The organism is Erwinia sp. BNK-24-b, from assembly GCF_047456155.1.
In the GTDB taxonomy this organism is placed as follows: domain Bacteria; phylum Pseudomonadota; class Gammaproteobacteria; order Enterobacterales; family Enterobacteriaceae; genus Erwinia; species Erwinia phyllosphaerae.
In genome coordinates this window covers 3,660,576-3,676,800 of the sequence record NZ_CP179901.1, presented here as the reverse complement: position 1 = coordinate 3,676,800, position 16,225 = coordinate 3,660,576, and the positions used below count along the sequence as shown (strand labels likewise).

12 protein-coding genes are annotated in these 16,225 nt (G+C 57.5%); 6 read left to right on the top strand and 6 right to left on the bottom strand.

Annotated elements, in window-relative coordinates:
• Positions 1-9: 9 nt before the first annotated feature.
• The 6 genes from folK to thpR form a co-directional block, all read right to left on the bottom strand.
• Positions 10-486 carry a 2-amino-4-hydroxy-6-hydroxymethyldihydropteridine diphosphokinase gene (gene folK, locus ACMGGR_RS16900; protein WP_246758255.1) on the bottom strand — a complete coding sequence of 159 codons (477 nt, stop codon included), beginning with the start codon at positions 484-486 and terminating at the stop codon, positions 10-12.
• A complete protein-coding gene (gene pcnB, locus ACMGGR_RS16895) occupies positions 483-1,901 on the bottom strand; it encodes a polynucleotide adenylyltransferase PcnB (RefSeq protein ID WP_246758661.1) in 1,419 nt (472 codons plus the stop codon). The genes folK and pcnB overlap by 4 nt, the downstream gene beginning before the upstream one ends.
• Positions 1,902-2,072: 171 nt before the next feature.
• Positions 2,073-2,948: a tRNA glutamyl-Q(34) synthetase GluQRS gene (gene gluQRS, locus ACMGGR_RS16890; protein ID WP_246758662.1), complete on the bottom strand. Its 876-nt coding sequence runs from the start codon at positions 2,946-2,948 to the stop codon at positions 2,073-2,075.
• Positions 2,949-3,001: 53 nt separating this feature from the next.
• Entirely contained in the window at positions 3,002-3,457 is a 456-nt protein-coding gene (dksA, locus tag ACMGGR_RS16885; protein ID WP_246758256.1) for an RNA polymerase-binding protein DksA, read from the bottom strand.
• Positions 3,458-3,624: 167 nt separating this feature from the next.
• Complete coding sequence (gene sfsA / locus ACMGGR_RS16880) at positions 3,625-4,329, bottom strand: DNA/RNA nuclease SfsA (RefSeq protein ID WP_246758257.1); 705 nt, start codon at positions 4,327-4,329, stop codon at positions 3,625-3,627.
• A complete protein-coding gene (gene thpR, locus ACMGGR_RS16875; RefSeq protein ID WP_246758258.1) occupies positions 4,326-4,865 on the bottom strand; it encodes an RNA 2',3'-cyclic phosphodiesterase in 540 nt (179 codons plus the stop codon). Before thpR ends, sfsA begins: the two co-directional genes overlap by 4 nt.
• Before the next feature lie 68 nt (positions 4,866-4,933).
• Between thpR and hrpB the strand changes: the two genes are divergently transcribed.
• The 6 genes from hrpB to fhuB all read left to right on the top strand — a co-directional run bounded on the left by hrpB (position 4,934) and on the right by fhuB (position 16,210).
• Entirely contained in the window at positions 4,934-7,369 is a 2,436-nt protein-coding gene (gene hrpB / locus ACMGGR_RS16870) for an ATP-dependent helicase HrpB (RefSeq protein WP_414147391.1), read from the top strand.
• Positions 7,370-7,459: 90 nt separating this feature from the next.
• Positions 7,460-9,979, top strand: coding sequence for a bifunctional glycosyl transferase/transpeptidase (gene mrcB, locus ACMGGR_RS16865; RefSeq protein WP_414147390.1), 2,520 nt, complete (start codon positions 7,460-7,462; stop codon positions 9,977-9,979).
• 350 nt (positions 9,980-10,329) lie between these two features.
• On the top strand, positions 10,330-12,519 hold the full coding sequence (fhuA, locus tag ACMGGR_RS16860; protein ID WP_414147389.1) for a ferrichrome porin FhuA: 2,190 nt from the start codon (positions 10,330-10,332) through the stop codon (positions 12,517-12,519).
• A 46-nt stretch (positions 12,520-12,565) separates the two neighbouring features.
• The gene (fhuC, locus tag ACMGGR_RS16855) at positions 12,566-13,354 is read left to right on the top strand and encodes a Fe3+-hydroxamate ABC transporter ATP-binding protein FhuC (protein ID WP_414147388.1); all 789 of its coding nucleotides are present in this window, start codon (positions 12,566-12,568) and stop codon (positions 13,352-13,354) included.
• Positions 13,355-13,364: 10 nt separating this feature from the next.
• Positions 13,365-14,243 (top strand): Fe(3+)-hydroxamate ABC transporter substrate-binding protein FhuD, encoded by an 879-nt coding sequence (gene fhuD, locus ACMGGR_RS16850; protein ID WP_246758265.1) that lies wholly within the window; start codon positions 13,365-13,367, stop codon positions 14,241-14,243.
• Entirely contained in the window at positions 14,240-16,210 is a 1,971-nt protein-coding gene (gene fhuB, locus ACMGGR_RS16845; RefSeq protein WP_414147387.1) for a Fe(3+)-hydroxamate ABC transporter permease FhuB, read from the top strand. The genes fhuD and fhuB overlap by 4 nt, the downstream gene beginning before the upstream one ends.
• Positions 16,211-16,225 lie beyond the last annotated feature (15 nt).

Below are 16,225 nucleotides of genomic sequence, written 5' to 3'. Positions count from 1 at the left end.
TAAGCCTGGCTACCAGGGTTGAATGGCGCTGCTGTCCAGGGTGGCGATAAGGCTTTTAAGCGAGGTGCCGTTGGGGAAGATAAGATCCGGTGCGATTTCAAACAGCGGTACCAGCATAAAGGCGCGGTTATGCATATCGTAATGCGGCACGGTCAGGCGCGGCGTGTTTAGCGTGAGATTGCCGAACAGCATGATGTCCAGATCCAGCGTGCGCGGCCCCCAGCGTTCATCCTTGCGCACGCGGCCCTGCTCCAGCTCAATGCGCTGGGTAAGGTCCAGCAGCGCTTCTGGCGCAAGCGTGGTCTCCAGCAGGACGGCGGCATTAAGGTAGTCCGGCTGATCCGGCGGGCCATAAGGTGGCGTGCGGTAAAGCGAAGAGGTGGCAAGCAGCCGGGTTTGCGGCAGGGCGGCCAGCGCATCAAGCGCGGCCCGCACCTGATGCAAAGGATCCGCCAGGTTACTGCCTAAGGCGAGATACGCCCTCATGCGTTGGTATTGTTACCGTCGCGGCGTGGACCGGGAACGCGCTTGCGCGGACGGCGAGTGCGGCGACGCGGCACCGGATCGTCGCCCAGCGTGTTAAGCATGGTTTTCTGCTGCGGCGGCGCGGCAACCTGGAATTCACCCCACCACGCGGAAAGACGCAGCAGCTCCTGGTTATTTTCCACTTCCGCACGCAGCGCCAGCAGATCGTAGGCGGCGCGGAACTTAGGATGCTCCATGAGCTTCCAGGCGCGTTTGCCGTGGCGGCGCGACAGGCGAAGCTGTAGCTGCCAGATATCGCGCACCAGCGTGGTAATGCGTTTTGGAATGGCCAGCGAGCGGCACGCTTCGTCCAGCACGTCGTTCATGGCCAGCGCAAAGGCGTCGTAGTAGGCCAGCCCGCTTTCCTGCGCGATCTTCTGCGCCATTTCCAGCTGTGGATACCAGAACATTGCCGCAAACAGGAACGCCGGGTTAACGCGCATCTGGTTGTGAATACGGTTATCGGTGTTTTTCAGCACCTGAATCACCATCCGCTCCATATTGCTGTCGCCTTTTTCCGTAAAGTAACGGGTAATCAGCGGGAACAGCGGCTGGAACAGCTGGTATTCACGTAGCTGCAAATAGGTCGTGTAGCCATAGCCAGCCTGCAGCAGCTTCAGCGTTTCCTCAAACAGGCGCGCTGGCGGAATATCATGCAGCAGCGTCGCCAGGCGCGGAATCGGCTCTGCCGTTTCAGCGGCAATGCTCATATCCAGCTTGGCGGCAAAGCGGATCACGCGCAGCATGCGCACCGGATCTTCACGGTAGCGCGTTTCAGGGTCGCCAATCAGGCGGATAATTCCCTGTTGCAGGTCGTTCAGGCCGCCCACATAGTCGCGCACGCTAAAGTCAGCCACGCTGTAATAGAGGCTGTTAATCGTCAGATCGCGGCGCTGGGCATCATCTTCAATCGAACCGAAAATATTGTCGCGCAGCAGCATACCGTTCTGGCCACGCTGCGAATTGTTGCGATCCGACTCCGGCTGTTCGGCCTCGTGGTGGCCACGGAAGGTAGCAACCTCGATGATTTCCGGACCAAACATGACGTGAGCCAGACGGAAACGACGTCCAACCAGACGGCAGTTGCGAAACAGCTTGCGCATTTGCTCCGGCGTGGCGTTGGTGGTGACGTCAAAATCTTTCGGTTTTTTGCCCAGCAGTAAATCGCGAACGCCACCACCCACAAGATAAGCCTCATACCCGGCTTTATTCAGTCGGTACAGTACCTTGAGGGCATTTTCACTGATGTCTTTACGCGAGATAGTATGACCGTCGCGCGGGATCACGGTCATCTGAGGCGCTTCTTCCACCTCGACTGGCGCTTCGCTTTCGCGGCTCAAAACTTTTCGGCAAAAATTAGCAACTCGGGTAAAAATGGGACACCTCGATAGTGACGTTTACGCGTAGCGATAAAAAACAGCGGCTAATCATAGCTCAGTGCGGCGCATTTGAGAATGATCATCTCGAATCCCCTGTATCTTTTGGGTTCGGAAGGGCGCTGACGGCAATATTTCTCTGCCGCACCGGCGGGCGTGAACAACAGAAAGTTAAACATCCTGAACCAGTGCATTTTGCTGCGGCACGGTTGCCAGGTTCCATTTGATGACAGCCTGTTCCAGTAAATGGGCAAGCGTCTCATCCTGCCAGCCGTCGCTGACCGGCTGGCCAAGAAACCGTAACGCCCGGACCAGCACGGGACGCGGATCGCCCTGTGGTAAAGGCCGCGCGTGGTTTTGCTTGGAAAGCTTGCTGCCGTTATCGCCTGTCGCCAGCGGTAAGTGGAGATAGTCCGGCACCGGCCAGCCGAAGCGCTGATAAAGGGTTATCTGTCTTACCGTCGGCTCAATCAGGTCGGCGCCTCTGACCACTTCCGTCACGCCCTGAAAATGGTCGTCCACTACCACTGCCAGGTTATAGGCAAACAGCCCGTCGCGGCGATGAATGATAAAATCTTCCTGCGCCAGGGCGGCATCGGCGACAACTTCGCCACGCAGATTATCAGAAAAATGCTTAACGGGACGATCGACGCGCAAACGTAATGCCGCGTCAGAGGGGCCGCAGTTACGCGTCCGGCAGTAGCCATCGTACAGGCCGCCGATTTGCTGAATACGGCTGCGCGTGCAGGTGCAGTAATAGCTATGGCCGTGCTGTTGCAGCCAGTGCAGCGCTTCACGGTAGGCTGCGTGCCGCTGCGACTGCCAGAGCACCTCGCCGTCCCAGTGCAACCCGTACTGTTCCAGCTGCTCAAGGATACGCCGGGCAGCACCTGGTACTTCGCGAGGCGGATCGAGATCTTCAATACGCACCAGCCATTTGCCGTGCTGCGCGCGTGCCTGTAGATAGCTGCCAAGGGCGGCAACCAGCGAGCCAAAATGGAGTTCACCGGAAGGAGAGGGGGCGAAACGCCCGATGTAAGACGACATAGAAGTAAAGACAGGCAGTGAAGCAGAAGCCTCACTGCGCAATCCATTAGCCATTAACCGGCCATTTGTTTTTCGCGGATTTCCGCCAGCGTTTTACAGTCGATGCAAAGATCGGCGGTCGGACGCGCTTCCAGACGTCGGATACCAATTTCAACGCCGCAGGAATCGCAGTAGCCGAAATCGTCATCTTCCACTTTCTTCAGCGTCTTCTCGATCTTCTTAATCAGTTTGCGCTCGCGGTCACGGTTACGCAGTTCAAGACTGAACTCTTCTTCCTGTGCTGCCCGGTCAACCGGGTCGGGGAAGTTAGCGGCTTCATCTTGCATATGCGTGACGGTGCGATCAACTTCATCCCGAAGCTGGTTACGCCAGGCTTCAAGGATCTTCTTGAAATGCGCCAGCTGGGCTTCATTCATGTACTCTTCGCCCGGCTTCTCCTGATAGGGTTCCACACCAGCAATGGCGAGAATACTCAGGGACGAGGTTTTACGGTTTTGCCCTTCTTGCATGTTGTTTCTCCTGGATAACACGCACTATCGATCCCCAACGGGGATAAAAACAGGCCGCTATAAATAGCAGAAGCGGTTAAGGTTGGCAATTATTCCTGAACATCCCTTGACAAGAGCGTGAGGAAAAGCGTATCTGGCGCACGATAAGAGTCTTCGTATACAGTGCATTACAGATTTACCGCCAGTTTCCTCTCAAGCAAAAGACCTTCAGGTGAAAAGCCTGCTTTATAGCAAAGCACCTCAACGCCGCTTAAGCGTGCCTGAGCCAAAAGTTCTGCGTATTGCGCATCAATATGACGTGCCGGGGTGACGTCCTCAATCCCCGAGTGCAGAACGGCAAAGAAAAGTACCGCGCGTTCGCCATTTTCCGCAATCTTCGCCAGTTCGCGTAGATGCTTTTGGCCCCGCTCGGTCACCGCATCCGGAAAATATCCCCTACCAAGATGTAAGAGCGTTACGGATTTGACTTCAATATAGCAGTTGGCGCGTTGATCTGCTTTTAACAGGAAATCAATACGGCTTTTTTCAGCGCCGTATTTGACTTCACTTTGCAGGCTGGCATAACCGGATAATTCCGGAATCCTTTGCGCCAGCAGCGCTTCCTTCACCAGCGTATTGGCGCGCAGCGTATTGACGCAAATCCAGTGCCCCTGCTGCGTCTGCGTCAGTTCCCAGCTGTGCGGGTATTTCCTTGTCGGACTCTGTGACGTGGAATACCACACCGTGTCGCCGGGCGTGGCGCAACCTGTCATCGCGCCGGTATTGGCGCAGTGCAGCGTTAATTCCGCACCTTCTGGCGTGATGACGTCGGCCAGAAAACGTTTATAGCGTTTAACCAGCGTGGCCTGGCGCAAAGGAGGATAAAAATTCATAAAATTTCCTGTTGCAGCGTCCAGCCAGCCCGTTCCCGGTAACGCGTGCGGCCTTTGGCAAAAACGGATTCAAAGAGCGCAAAGCGGCTGACGCGAAACTGCCAGCTAAAATTACGCGGCGGCAACGCAACCGGCTGGAGAGCATGGCGCAGTAATGTTACATGCGGATGAAAGGGGAGCGAACTTTGATAACAGCCGCTGCGAGCCGCCTGGGATCGCAGAATAGCCGCCAGCTGTAAAAGCCCGCGCGGGGCCTGCTTTGGCCCCAGCCACACCACGCCGGAACGCGGCCAGTGTCCGGCATCATCCAGCTTAAGATCGAACGGCGACTGCTTAATTTTGCCCGCCATCTGCTTTAGCGCCTGCGTTTTTTCTTCGCTGACGTCGCCCAAAAAGGCCAGCGTAAGGTGTAAATTAGCCGCCGCTACCGGGCGACCGGCTTCTTCTGCAAAGGTGGCGGCCCGCCACTGAACGATGCTCTGGCTGCTCTCTTTTGGCAGTTCAACGGCGAAAAACAGCCTTTTTTGCTCACTCATGATGCTCTCCGGTATTACCGATGCGGGAATGCTACAATGCCCGGCAATTTAAGGCCAGGAGCAGAGACGTGAGTTCACTACCTATCAGCGCGGTTTTACCTCAGCTGTTGACAGCATTGCAGACATCACCCCAGGTATTGCTGGCAGCGCCGACGGGCGCAGGGAAATCGACGTGGCTGCCGCTGCAAATTCTCCAGCAGGTTAGCGGCCGCGTTCTGCTGCTGGAACCGCGCAGGCTGGCGGCACGCAACGTGGCGCAGCGGCTGGCAGAACTGCTGGGGGAACAGCCCGGCGAAACCGTGGGCTACCGGATGCGTTCGGAAAGCCGCAGCGGCCCGTCAACGCGGCTTGAAGTGGTCACGGAAGGTATTCTTACGCGCATGCTGCAACAGGATCCGATGCTGGAAGGCGTTTCGCTGGTCATCCTGGATGAGTTTCACGAGCGCAGCCTGCAGGCTGACCTGGCGCTGGCGCTGCTGCTGGATGTGCAGCAGGGGCTGCGTGACGATCTGAAAATCCTGCTGATGTCGGCCACGCTCGATAATCAACGGTTACAGGCGCTGCTGCCGGATGCGCCGGTGATTTGCTCAGAAGGCCGCTCTTTTCCGGTCGAGCGGCGTTACGCTGCTTTATCATCCGGCTATCGTTTTGAAGAGGCGGTGGCGCGCCAGGTCAGCCAGCTTCTGCGCGAAGAGGCCGGCTCGCTACTGCTATTTTTGCCGGGCGTAGGCGAGATCCAGCGCGTGCAAACGCATCTTTCTTCACTGGTCGCTAACGATATCGACCTTTGTCCTTTATATGGCGCTCTGCCGCTGGCAGAACAGCGTAAGGCTATTTTTCCCGCTGCGGCCGGTCGACGTAAAGTGGTACTGGCAACCAATATTGCGGAAACCAGCCTGACGATTGAAGGTATCCGGCTGGTCGTGGACAGCGCGCTGGAACGCTCGGCGCTGTTTGATGCGCGTACCGGTTTAACACGGCTGCAAACACAGCGGGTCAGCCAGGCTTCGATGACCCAGCGCGCCGGTCGCGCTGGCCGTCTGGAGCCGGGTATCTGCGTTCATCTGCTTGCCAGGGAGCAGGCAGAACGGGCGGCGGCCCACGGCGATGCGGAGATCCTGCAAAGCGATTTAAGCTCGCTGTGGCTGGATTTATTGCAGTGGGGCTGCCACGACGTTACCCAGTTAAGCTGGCTGGATACGCCACCAGCCGCCAGTCTTGCCCAGGCGCAGCGCCTGCTGCAACAGCTTGGCGCAACCAATAATGCAGGCCAGCTAACGGCAAAAGGTCGGCGCATGGCCGCGACGGGTAGCGAACCTCGTTTTGCTGCCATGCTGGCCGATGCAGGCGAACATGCCGACAGCGTTGCCACGGCGGCCTTGCTGGTCGCTATCCTGGAAGAACCGCCGCGCGGCAATGTCGATTTGCGTGACGCGCTGCATCGTCAGCAACCAAACTGGCAGAAACGAGCCGTTCAGCTCCAGCGGCGGCTTCGCGTTAGCGGTGGTGTCGTTGATGCTGATTTAGCGCCTTCTTTACTGGCTGGCGCTTTTCCCGACCGTATCGCCCGCCGTCGCGGTGCCGATGGTCGCTACCAGCTGGCGAACGGCACGGGCGCCATGCTCGACAGCGAAGCGGCGTTAACCCGCTATGAGTGGTTAATAGCGCCTGCACTGCTGCAAACCGGCGCGCAGCCGGATGCCAGAGTGCTACAGGCTCTGCCGCTGGAAATAGAGACGCTGATTAAGCAGCGGCCGCAGCTCCTTGAGCAGCGCGTCGAGGTTGAATGGCACGATGAACGCGGCACGCTTTCGGCCTGGCGTCGCGAGCAGATCGGCGAGCTGGTTTTAAAAAATCAGCCCCTGAGCAAGCCAGATGATGAAGTGCTGCATCCGGCGATATTACGCTGGATCCGCCATAAAGGACTGTCGGTACTGAACTGGACTACCGCTGCGGAACAGCTTCGCGTACGGCTGGTCTGTGCCGCTACGTGGTTACCGGAGCAGGCATGGCCAGCGGCCAGCGAGGCCGCACTGCTGGCCAGTCTGGAAAAATGGCTGCTGCCGATGATGAACGGCGTGCGTGATGCAAAAGGGTTAAAACAGATAGATTGTGTCAACGCGTTATTACAATTACTCACATGGCCGCAACGTCAGCTGCTGGATACTGTGCTGCCAACTCATTACACTGTGCCCACCGAAAGTCGGCTGCCGATCCGTTACGACGAAGAGAAGCCGCCGGTGCTGGCCGTGCGGTTACAGGAGATGTTTGGCGAAGCGCAGAACCCGTGCGTGGCTAACGGCCGTATTCCGCTGGTGTTAGAGCTTCTTTCACCTGCGCAAAGGCCGTTACAGATCACCCGTGACCTGGCCGCGTTCTGGCAAGGTGCATACCGTGAAGTACAAAAAGAGATGAAGGGACGCTATCCCAAGCATCTCTGGCCGGACGATCCGGCAAACGCCCAGCCTACGCGGCGAACCAAAAAGTATTCTGCACCTTCCTGATCCGCGTTTCGGAAGGTTCCCGTTCCACAGCAGTTGATGTAAGAACAAAGTAGTCGGCCTTGCCGACTGCGGCGCCGGAGAAAAAAACGAATGTCAGACGATCGCGAACCTATTGGGCGTAAAGGTAAACAGCCCACACCCCCGCGTAAAACAACGGGCCGAGGTCGCCGCAGGGATATTGAGAATGTTGATTTTCAGGATGACCAGGATAACGAGGAGACAGTAGCCGTGCCACGTAAAGGAAAAGGAACAGGAAAGGGAGGCCCGCCGCGTAAAAAAAGAGGCTGGCTAAGCTTAATGATTAAGCTGCTGCTGATATTTATCGTCGTGATGGCGGTATATGGCGTTTACCTGGATTCACAGATCCGCAGCCGTATTGACGGCAAAGTCTGGCAGTTGCCCGCCACGGTTTATGGCCGCATGGTCAACCTTGAACCCGGCATGGCCTATAACAAAAAAGAGATGATCGCGCTGCTGGAAGGGACGCAGTACCGTGAGGTCACGCGCATGACGCGTCCCGGCGAGTTTACCGTTCAGGGTAACAGCATTGAGATGATCCGCCGTCCGTTTGACTTCCCGGACAGCAAAGAAGGGCAAATCCGCGCGCGCCTGAGCTTTAATAACGACTCGCTGACCGAGATTAAAAACCTCGACAGCGGCCGTGACTTTGGCTTCTTCCGCCTCGATCCTCGCCTGATTACCATGCTGCAATCGCCAAACGGCGAGCAGCGCCTGTTTGTGCCGCGCGCAGGTTTCCCGGATCTGCTGGTGGATACGCTGGTCGCGACCGAAGACCGCCATTTCTATCAGCATGACGGCATCAGCCTTTACTCTATTGGCCGCGCGTTTCTGGCAAACATCACGGCGGGTAAAGCGGTGCAGGGCGGCAGTACGCTGACGCAGCAGCTGGTAAAAAACCTGTTTCTGACCAACAAGCGTTCGCTGTGGCGTAAGGCCAACGAAGCCTATATGGCTTTGATCATGGACGCGCGCTACAGCAAAGACCGCATTCTTGAACTCTATCTGAATGAGGTTTACCTGGGGCAGGCGGGCAACGATCAGATCCGCGGCTTCCCGCTGGCCAGCCTTTACTACTTTGGCCGTCCGGTGGATGAGCTGAGCCTGGATCAGCAGGCGCTGCTGGTGGGCATGGTGAAAGGCGCGTCGCTGTACAATCCGTGGCGTAATCCAAAGCTGGCGCTGGAGCGTCGTAATCTGGTGCTGCGCCTGCTGCAACAGCAGAAGGTGATCGACCAGGAGCTGTATGACATGCTTAGCGCGCGTCCGCTTGGCGTGCAGCCGAAAGGCGGCGTGATTACGCCACAGCCTGCCTTTATGCAGATGGTGCGCAACGAGCTACAAGCGAAGCTGGGCGATAAGGTGAAAGATCTGTCCGGCGTGAAAATCTTCACCACGCTGGATCCCGTGTCGCAGGATGCGGCAGAAAAAGCGGTGGAAGAGGGAATTCCTGCCCTGCGCAAACAGCGTGGCCTGAAGGATCTGGAAACCGCCATGGTGATCGTTGACCGCTTCAGCGGCGAAGTCCGCGCTATGGTGGGCGGTGCCGATCCGCAGTTTGCCGGTTATAACCGTGCGCTTCAGGCGCGCCGCTCAATTGGTTCTCTGGCGAAGCCTGCGACCTATCTGACCGCGCTGAGCCAGCCGGATAGCTACCGCCTGAATACCTGGATTGCCGATAACCCGATTGCGCTGAAGCAGCCAAATGGGCAGATCTGGAAACCGCAGAACGATGACCATCGCTTTAGCGGCCAGGTCATGCTGGTAGACGCGCTGGCGCACTCAATGAATGTGCCAACGGTAAACCTGGGGATGACGCTGGGCCTGCCGCAGGTTGTAGATACCTGGGGTAAACTGGGCGTGTCGAAAGATCAGCTGCAGGCGGTTCCGGCGATGCTGCTGGGCGCATTGAACCTGACGCCGGTTGAAGTGGCGCAAGCGTTCCAGACCATCGCCAGCGGCGGTAACCGTGCGCAGCTTTCGGCATTGCGCTCGGTTATTGCGGAAGATGGCACCGTGCTTTATCAGAGCTTCCCGCAGGCTGAACGCACCGTTCCGGCTCAGGCCGCTTACCTGACGCTGTACGCTATGCAGCAGGTTGCGGAAGAGGGCACGGCGCACGCGCTGGGTGTACGTTATCCGAAAGCGCATCTGGCCGCGAAAACCGGTACCACCAATAACCAAATCGACAGCTGGTTTGCGGGCGTGGATGGTAAAGAAGTCGCTATCACCTGGATTGGCCGCGATAACAACCAGACCACCAAACTGTATGGTGCCAGCGGCGCGATGCAGATTTACCGTCGCTATCTGGACAACCAGGCACCGATGCCGCTGATGCCAACGCCACCGGAAGATATTGCGCCGATGAACGTTGATTCGGCAGGCAATTTTGTCTGCGGCACGGGCAGCAGCAGCTGGCGGACATTGCCGGTCTGGACGACCGATGCCAACGCGCTCTGCCAGCAGCAGCAGATTCAGCAGCAGCAACAGCAAATGCAGCAACAGCAACAGCAACAGCAACAGCCGCCGCAGAATGAGCAAAAGGACGCCGATGGCGTGGCGGGCTGGATTAAAGATATGTTTGGTAAGTAACTGACGTGATAAAGAAAACCGGCTCCTTGTGGGCCGGTTTTTTTATGGGGAGCATTGTCCGCACGATCGCAATGAAAGACAGCCTGATGCAAGCCACTACATTATCGGCACTGGAACGTTTACTCTCTCAACCTCGCTTACCGGTTGCTTCTGAAAGTCATAAAACACGCCTTTCGTCCTGACACAAAAATCAGCCCTTCGTTTTCACATTTTTAAGCGCGTTTTTACCGTGATCTGGTCAAAAAGCAGCGGATTTTCTCTTGCGAAACTTTCGCCAATTCGCATAATATCCTCTCGTTATAATAATAATTCTCGTTTACATTCAACTTTTTCATCCAGAGAATCGCTAAATGGCTCTTTCAGCTTTGAAATCATCAGCTTTGCCAGTGAACACACATTTATGCCGTCTGGCCTGTTTTGTTGCTCTCGCGCTTTCTTCTTCCGCTTTTGCCGCCAGCGAAAAGACGATTACCGTTAGCGCCAGCGCCGATACGGGCAGCGAAAATGCCTGGGGGCCGGCGCCAACTATCGCCGCCAAACGCAGCGCTACCGGCACGAAAACGGATACGCCGATTGAAAAAAATCCGCAGTCCGTTTCGGTAGTGACTAAAGAAGAGATGTCGCTGCGTAATGCCAATACGGTTAAAGAAGCTTTTAGCTACACGCCAGGCGTGCTGACCGGCAACCGTGGCAGTTCACAGGTGATTGATGCGCTGTCAATCCGCGGCTTTAGCGAAACTAACACCAATCAATATCTGGACGGCCTGAAGCTCCAGGGCGACAACTATTCTGAATTTGCCATCGATCCTTACTTCCTGGAGCGCGCCGAACTGCTGCGCGGCCCGGCTTCCGTACTTTACGGCAAGAGCAACCCTGGCGGCGTCGTAGCGCTGGTCAGTAAGCGTCCAACCACGGAAACGCTGCGCGAAGTGCAGTTTCAGATGGGCACGGATAACCTGTTCTCGACCGGCTTCGATTTTGGCGGCGCACTGGATGACAATGGCGTTTACTCTTATCGTCTGACCGGCAAGGCGAGCAGCCAGGATGCGCAGCAGGATATGCAGAAAGAAAAGCGCTATACCATTGCGCCTTCCTTCAGCTGGCAGCCCGATGAAAACACCAACTTCACGCTGCTGACCTATTTCCAGAACGAACCTGAAACCGGCTATTACGGCTGGCTGCCGCGTGAAGGCACGGTGGTGCCTATTACCGATGCCAGCGGCAAGCAGCACAAGCTTTCTAGCGACTTTGACGAAGGCGAAGCGAGCAACAAGATCTCCCGCAACACCAAAATGGTGGGTTATAACTTCTCGCACAGCTTTAACGATACCTGGACCGTGCGCCAGAATCTGCGCTATGCCGATCTGCGTACCGACTATCGCAGCATCTATGGCAACGGCTATGACAGCGCGAGCAACTCGATTACCCGCGCTTACGCCGGTTCAGAAGAAGAGCTGAACCAGTTTGCGCTGGATAACCAGGCGCAGGCTAAATTTGCCACCGGAGAGCTGGATCATACGTTGCTGCTGGGCGTCGACTATCAGCGCACGCGCAACGATATCAACGCGGGCTTTGGAACGGCGTCGTCCCTCAATGCGCTGAATCCGCAGTACGGCAACGACAGCACCACCATCACATTCCCTTACCACTATCTGAACAAGCAGCAGCAGACCGGGCTTTATGCGCAGGATCAGATGGAGTGGGATCGCTGGGTAATGACGCTGGGCGGCCGCTACGATTACGCTATGACCTCGGCGTATAACCGCGACTCCAGTGCATTGACGAAAAGCCACGACCAGGCCTTTACCTGGCGCGGCGGTCTGAACTACGTCTTTGATAACGGTGTTGCGCCGTACTTCAGCTACAGCGAATCCTTTATTCCAACTTCGGGTACGACTAAAGAAGGGCAGGTGTTCGATCCTTCACGCGCGAAGCAGTATGAAGCAGGCGTGAAATACGTGCCGAAAGACCGTCCGATTGTTATTACCGGCGCGCTTTATCAGCTGACCAAAACGAAAAACCTTACGGCCGATCCAGCTAATTCAGCTTATAGCGTGCAGAGCGGTGAAATCCGTTCGCGCGGCGTTGAGCTGGAAGCGAAAGCGGCCGTTAATGCTAACGTTAACGTGACGGCGTCTTACACCTATACCGACGCGGAATATACCCACGATACGCTGTTGAAAGGCAAAACGCCGGTAGAGGTGCCGAAAAATATGGCATCGCTGTGGGCGGATTACACCTTCCACGAAACGGCGCTGTCCGGCCTGACCGTGGGGACAGGTTTACGTTACGTGGGTGAAAGCAAGAGCCTGTACAGCACCGGCACCAATGCTAACCAGAACTTTAGCGTAGCGGGTTACACTACCGTTGACGCCGTAGTGAAATACGATTTGGGCCGTTTCGGGCTGCCAGGCTCGTCGGTTGGCGTGAACGTCAGCAACCTCTTCGATCGCGATTACGTTGCCAGCTGCTACCGCGATTACGCCTGCTACTGGGGCGCCGAGCGTCAAATTGTCGGTACTGCTACCTTCCGTTTCTAATCGACATCGGGCGCGGTTCGCCGCGCCCGTCAGACAGAAGATTGTTATGCATCCTCTTACCGACAGCACCTTCTCGCTGCATCAAACTACTTTTGCCGTGCCTGGACGAGTGCTGCTTCAGCCTCTGTCGCTGACTTTTCCGGCCGGGAAAGTTTGTGGCCTGATAGGCCATAACGGCTCCGGCAAATCCACGTTATTAAAACTGTTAGGTCGTCATCATGCGGCAACCGGCGGCGAAATTACGCTTAACGATAAGGCGCTGGCACAATGGCCCGGCAAGCTTTTCGCCCGTGAAGTGGCTTATTTACCGCAGCAGCTGCCGCCAGCCGAAGGCATGACGGTACGGGAGCTGGTAGCGATGGGGCGCTATCCGTGGCATGGCGCGCTGGGCCGCTTTGGCGTGGAAGACCGTGAGCGCGTCGAGGAAGCTATTGCGCTGGTGGGACTCAAACCTTTTGCGCAACGTCTGGTCGACAGCCTTTCCGGCGGCGAGCGCCAGCGTGCGTGGATAGCGATGCTGGTGGCGCAAAACAGCCGCTGCCTGCTGCTGGATGAACCCACTTCTGCGCTGGATATTGCGCATCAGGTAGAAGTGCTGAAGCTTATTCAACGCCTTAGCCGCGAGCGCGGATTAACGGTTATCGCCGTGCTGCACGATATCAATATGGCCGCGCGCTATTGCGATCGTCTGGTGGCGCTACGCAGCGGCGAGATGATAGCGCAGGGCGATGCCAGCGTAATTATGCAGCCACGGGTACTGCAAGAAATCTATGGTATTCCGATGGGGATTTTGCCGCATCCGGACGGCGGTACGCCGGTGAGCTTTGTTTATTAAAGGGACGACCATGCCGGACTTTTTTCGCCGCCGTTTGCTGATGGCGATGGCGCTATCGCCGTGGCTGCCCGCGCTCGGCGCACGCGCCGCATCCGTTGACGACAGCCGTATTATCTCGCTGGAGTGGCTGCCGACCGAGCTGCTGCTGGCGCTTGGCGTGATGCCGATGGGCGTGGCGGAAATGTACAACTATCAGCTGTGGGTCGGCGAACCAAAGCTGCCCGCTGCCACGGTAGACGTTGGTCTGCGTACGGAACCCAATCTGGAACTGATGATCCAGATGCGGCCTTCCCTTATTCTCTACTCTTCCGGCTATGGCCCGTCTGCGGAAAAGATTGCGCGCATTGCGCCAGCCATGGGTTTCGCCTTCAGCGATGCCAGCGGTAAGCCGCTGACGATGGCGCGAAAATCTTTAATGCAGCTCGCCGAACGTCTCGATCGCGTGCCGCAGGCACAGCAGCATCTGCTGGAGTTTGATGCCTTTATGGCCACTTCCAGAGCGCGTATTGCTGGTAAGGCGCAGCGGCCCGTGCTGCTGATGTCGCTGCTGGATGCGCGCCACGCGCTGGTTTTTGGCAAAGGAAGCCTGTTTTTACAGGTCATGGACGAGCTGGGGCTAACCAGCGCCTGGCAAGGCGAAACTAACTTCTGGGGAAGCGCGGTAGTGGGCCTGGAGCGGCTGGCAACCATGGATAATGTAGATGTGATTTGCTTTGCCCACGGTGACGATAATTTAATGCAGCAGGTAAGCGCGACGCCGCTCTGGCAATCTTTTGCCTTTGTGCGCGAGAAGCGTTTCTGCCGCGTTCCCCAGGTCTGGTTTTATGGCGCGACGCTTTCCGCAATGCGTTTTTGCCAGTCGCTTAACCGCGCGCTGGAGTCGCTATGAAACCATTACGCTTTCCTGTCCTGTTGTTGGCGCTGTTGCTGCTGCTGGCGCTCGGCCTGACTTATGAAAACTTTAGCCAGCAGCTGCCGCCTGCGCAGTGGCTGGGCGCGATAAAAGCCGCCAGCCCGGATAACGTCAGCCAGATGCTTTTTCATTACAGCCTGCTGCCGCGCCTGACGCTGTCGCTGTTGGTCGGCGCGGGGCTGGGACTGGTTGGTTTGCTGTTTCAACAGGTGCTGCGTAATCCGCTGGCAGAACCCACGACGCTTGGCGTGGCAACCGGTGCGCAGCTTGGGCTGACGGTAGCCGCGTTGTGGAGCCTGCCGCTGTTCAGTCAACAAATTGCCGCGATGCTCGGCGCGCTGGTTATCGGTCTGCTCGTATTTGGCATTGCCTGGGGCAAGAGGCTTTCTCCGGTCACCTTGATTCTGGCGGGCCTGGTGCTGTCGCTGTACTGCGGCGCGGTTAACCAGCTTATTGGCTTATTTCATCACGACCGGCTACAAAATATTTTTCTATGGGGAACGGGTTCGCTTAACCAGATGGACTGGAATAACGTCACGTTTCTCTGGCCAAAGCTGCTGGTAAGTTTTCTGCTGGCGCTGCTGTTGCGAAGGCCGATGACGCTGATGGGGCTGGACGACGGCGTGGCGAAAAACCTTGGCCTGGCGCTTTCACTGGCAAGGTTTGGCGTACTGACGCTGGCGATTGTGCTCAGCGCGCAGCTGGTCAACGCCGCTGGCGTAATTGGCTTTATCGGTCTGTTTGCGCCGCTGCTGGCAAAAATGCTGGGCGCAAGGCGGCTGCTTAGCCGGATGCTGTTAGCGCCTTTTATCGGCATGCTGCTGCTGTGGCTGGCTGACCAAAGCGTACTCTGGCTGGCCGCTCGCTGGCAGGAAGTTTCAACCGGCACGGCCACCGCGATTATCGGCGCGCCGCTGCTGCTGTGGCTGCTGCCACGGCTGCGCGCCTCTGCTGCGGCACCTGCTATGAATCAGGGCGATCGCGTTCCGGCCGAGCGGCATCATCTGTGGTGGTGGAGCCTTGGCGGTGTAGCATTGCTGTTGATTCTGACCCTGGTCTCGCTCAGCTTTGGCCGGGGGGCACACGGCTGGCAGTGGGCGAGCGGTGAACTATGGCAACAGCTGCTGCCGTGGCGGATGCCGCGTTTGGTAGCCGCCTTAGCCACGGGCATGATGCTTGGCGCAGCCGGGTGTCTGGTGCAGCGTTTAACCGGGAATCCGATGGCCAGCCCGGAGGTGTTAGGGATCAGCTCCGGCGCGGCGTTTGGCGTGGTGGTGATGCTGTTCCTGGTGCCGGGCGATGCCTTTGGCTGGCTGTTACCCGCTGGCAGTCTTGGCGCGGCGGCGACGCTGCTGATCATTACCTTTGTTGGCGGTCGTGGCGGCTTTTCGCCGGAGCGAATGTTGCTGGCGGGAATGGCGTTGAGTACCGCTTTCGCCACGTTGTTATTGCTGCTGATGGCCAGCGGCGATCCGCGCATGGCCGAGCTGATGACGTGGATTTCTGGTTCAACCTATAACGTTGATGGTCGCCAGGCGATGCGCACGGCAATTATCGCGACGGTCCTGTTGGCCCTGACGCCGCTGTGTCGACGCTGGCTGACGCTGTTGCCGTTAGGTGGGGAAACGGCTCGCTCGCTCGGCGTGGCGCTCAGAACGTCGCGGATGGCGCTTTTATTGCTGGCAGCGGCGCTGACGGCGGCAGCAACGCTAACCATCGGGCCGCTTAGCTTTGTGGGCCTGATGGCACCGCATATCGCGAGGATGCTGGGCTTCCGGCGTGCGCTTCCACAGCTGGTCATTGCAGTGTTGCTGGGTGGCGGGCTGATGACGATTGCAGACTGGTGCGGACGCATGGTGGCCTTCCCGGCGCAGGTGCCGGCGGGGCTGTTGGCGACGTTTATCGGTGCGCCTTATTTTATTTATCTGCTGCGGAAAGTGTGAAGGGCGCATCCATGC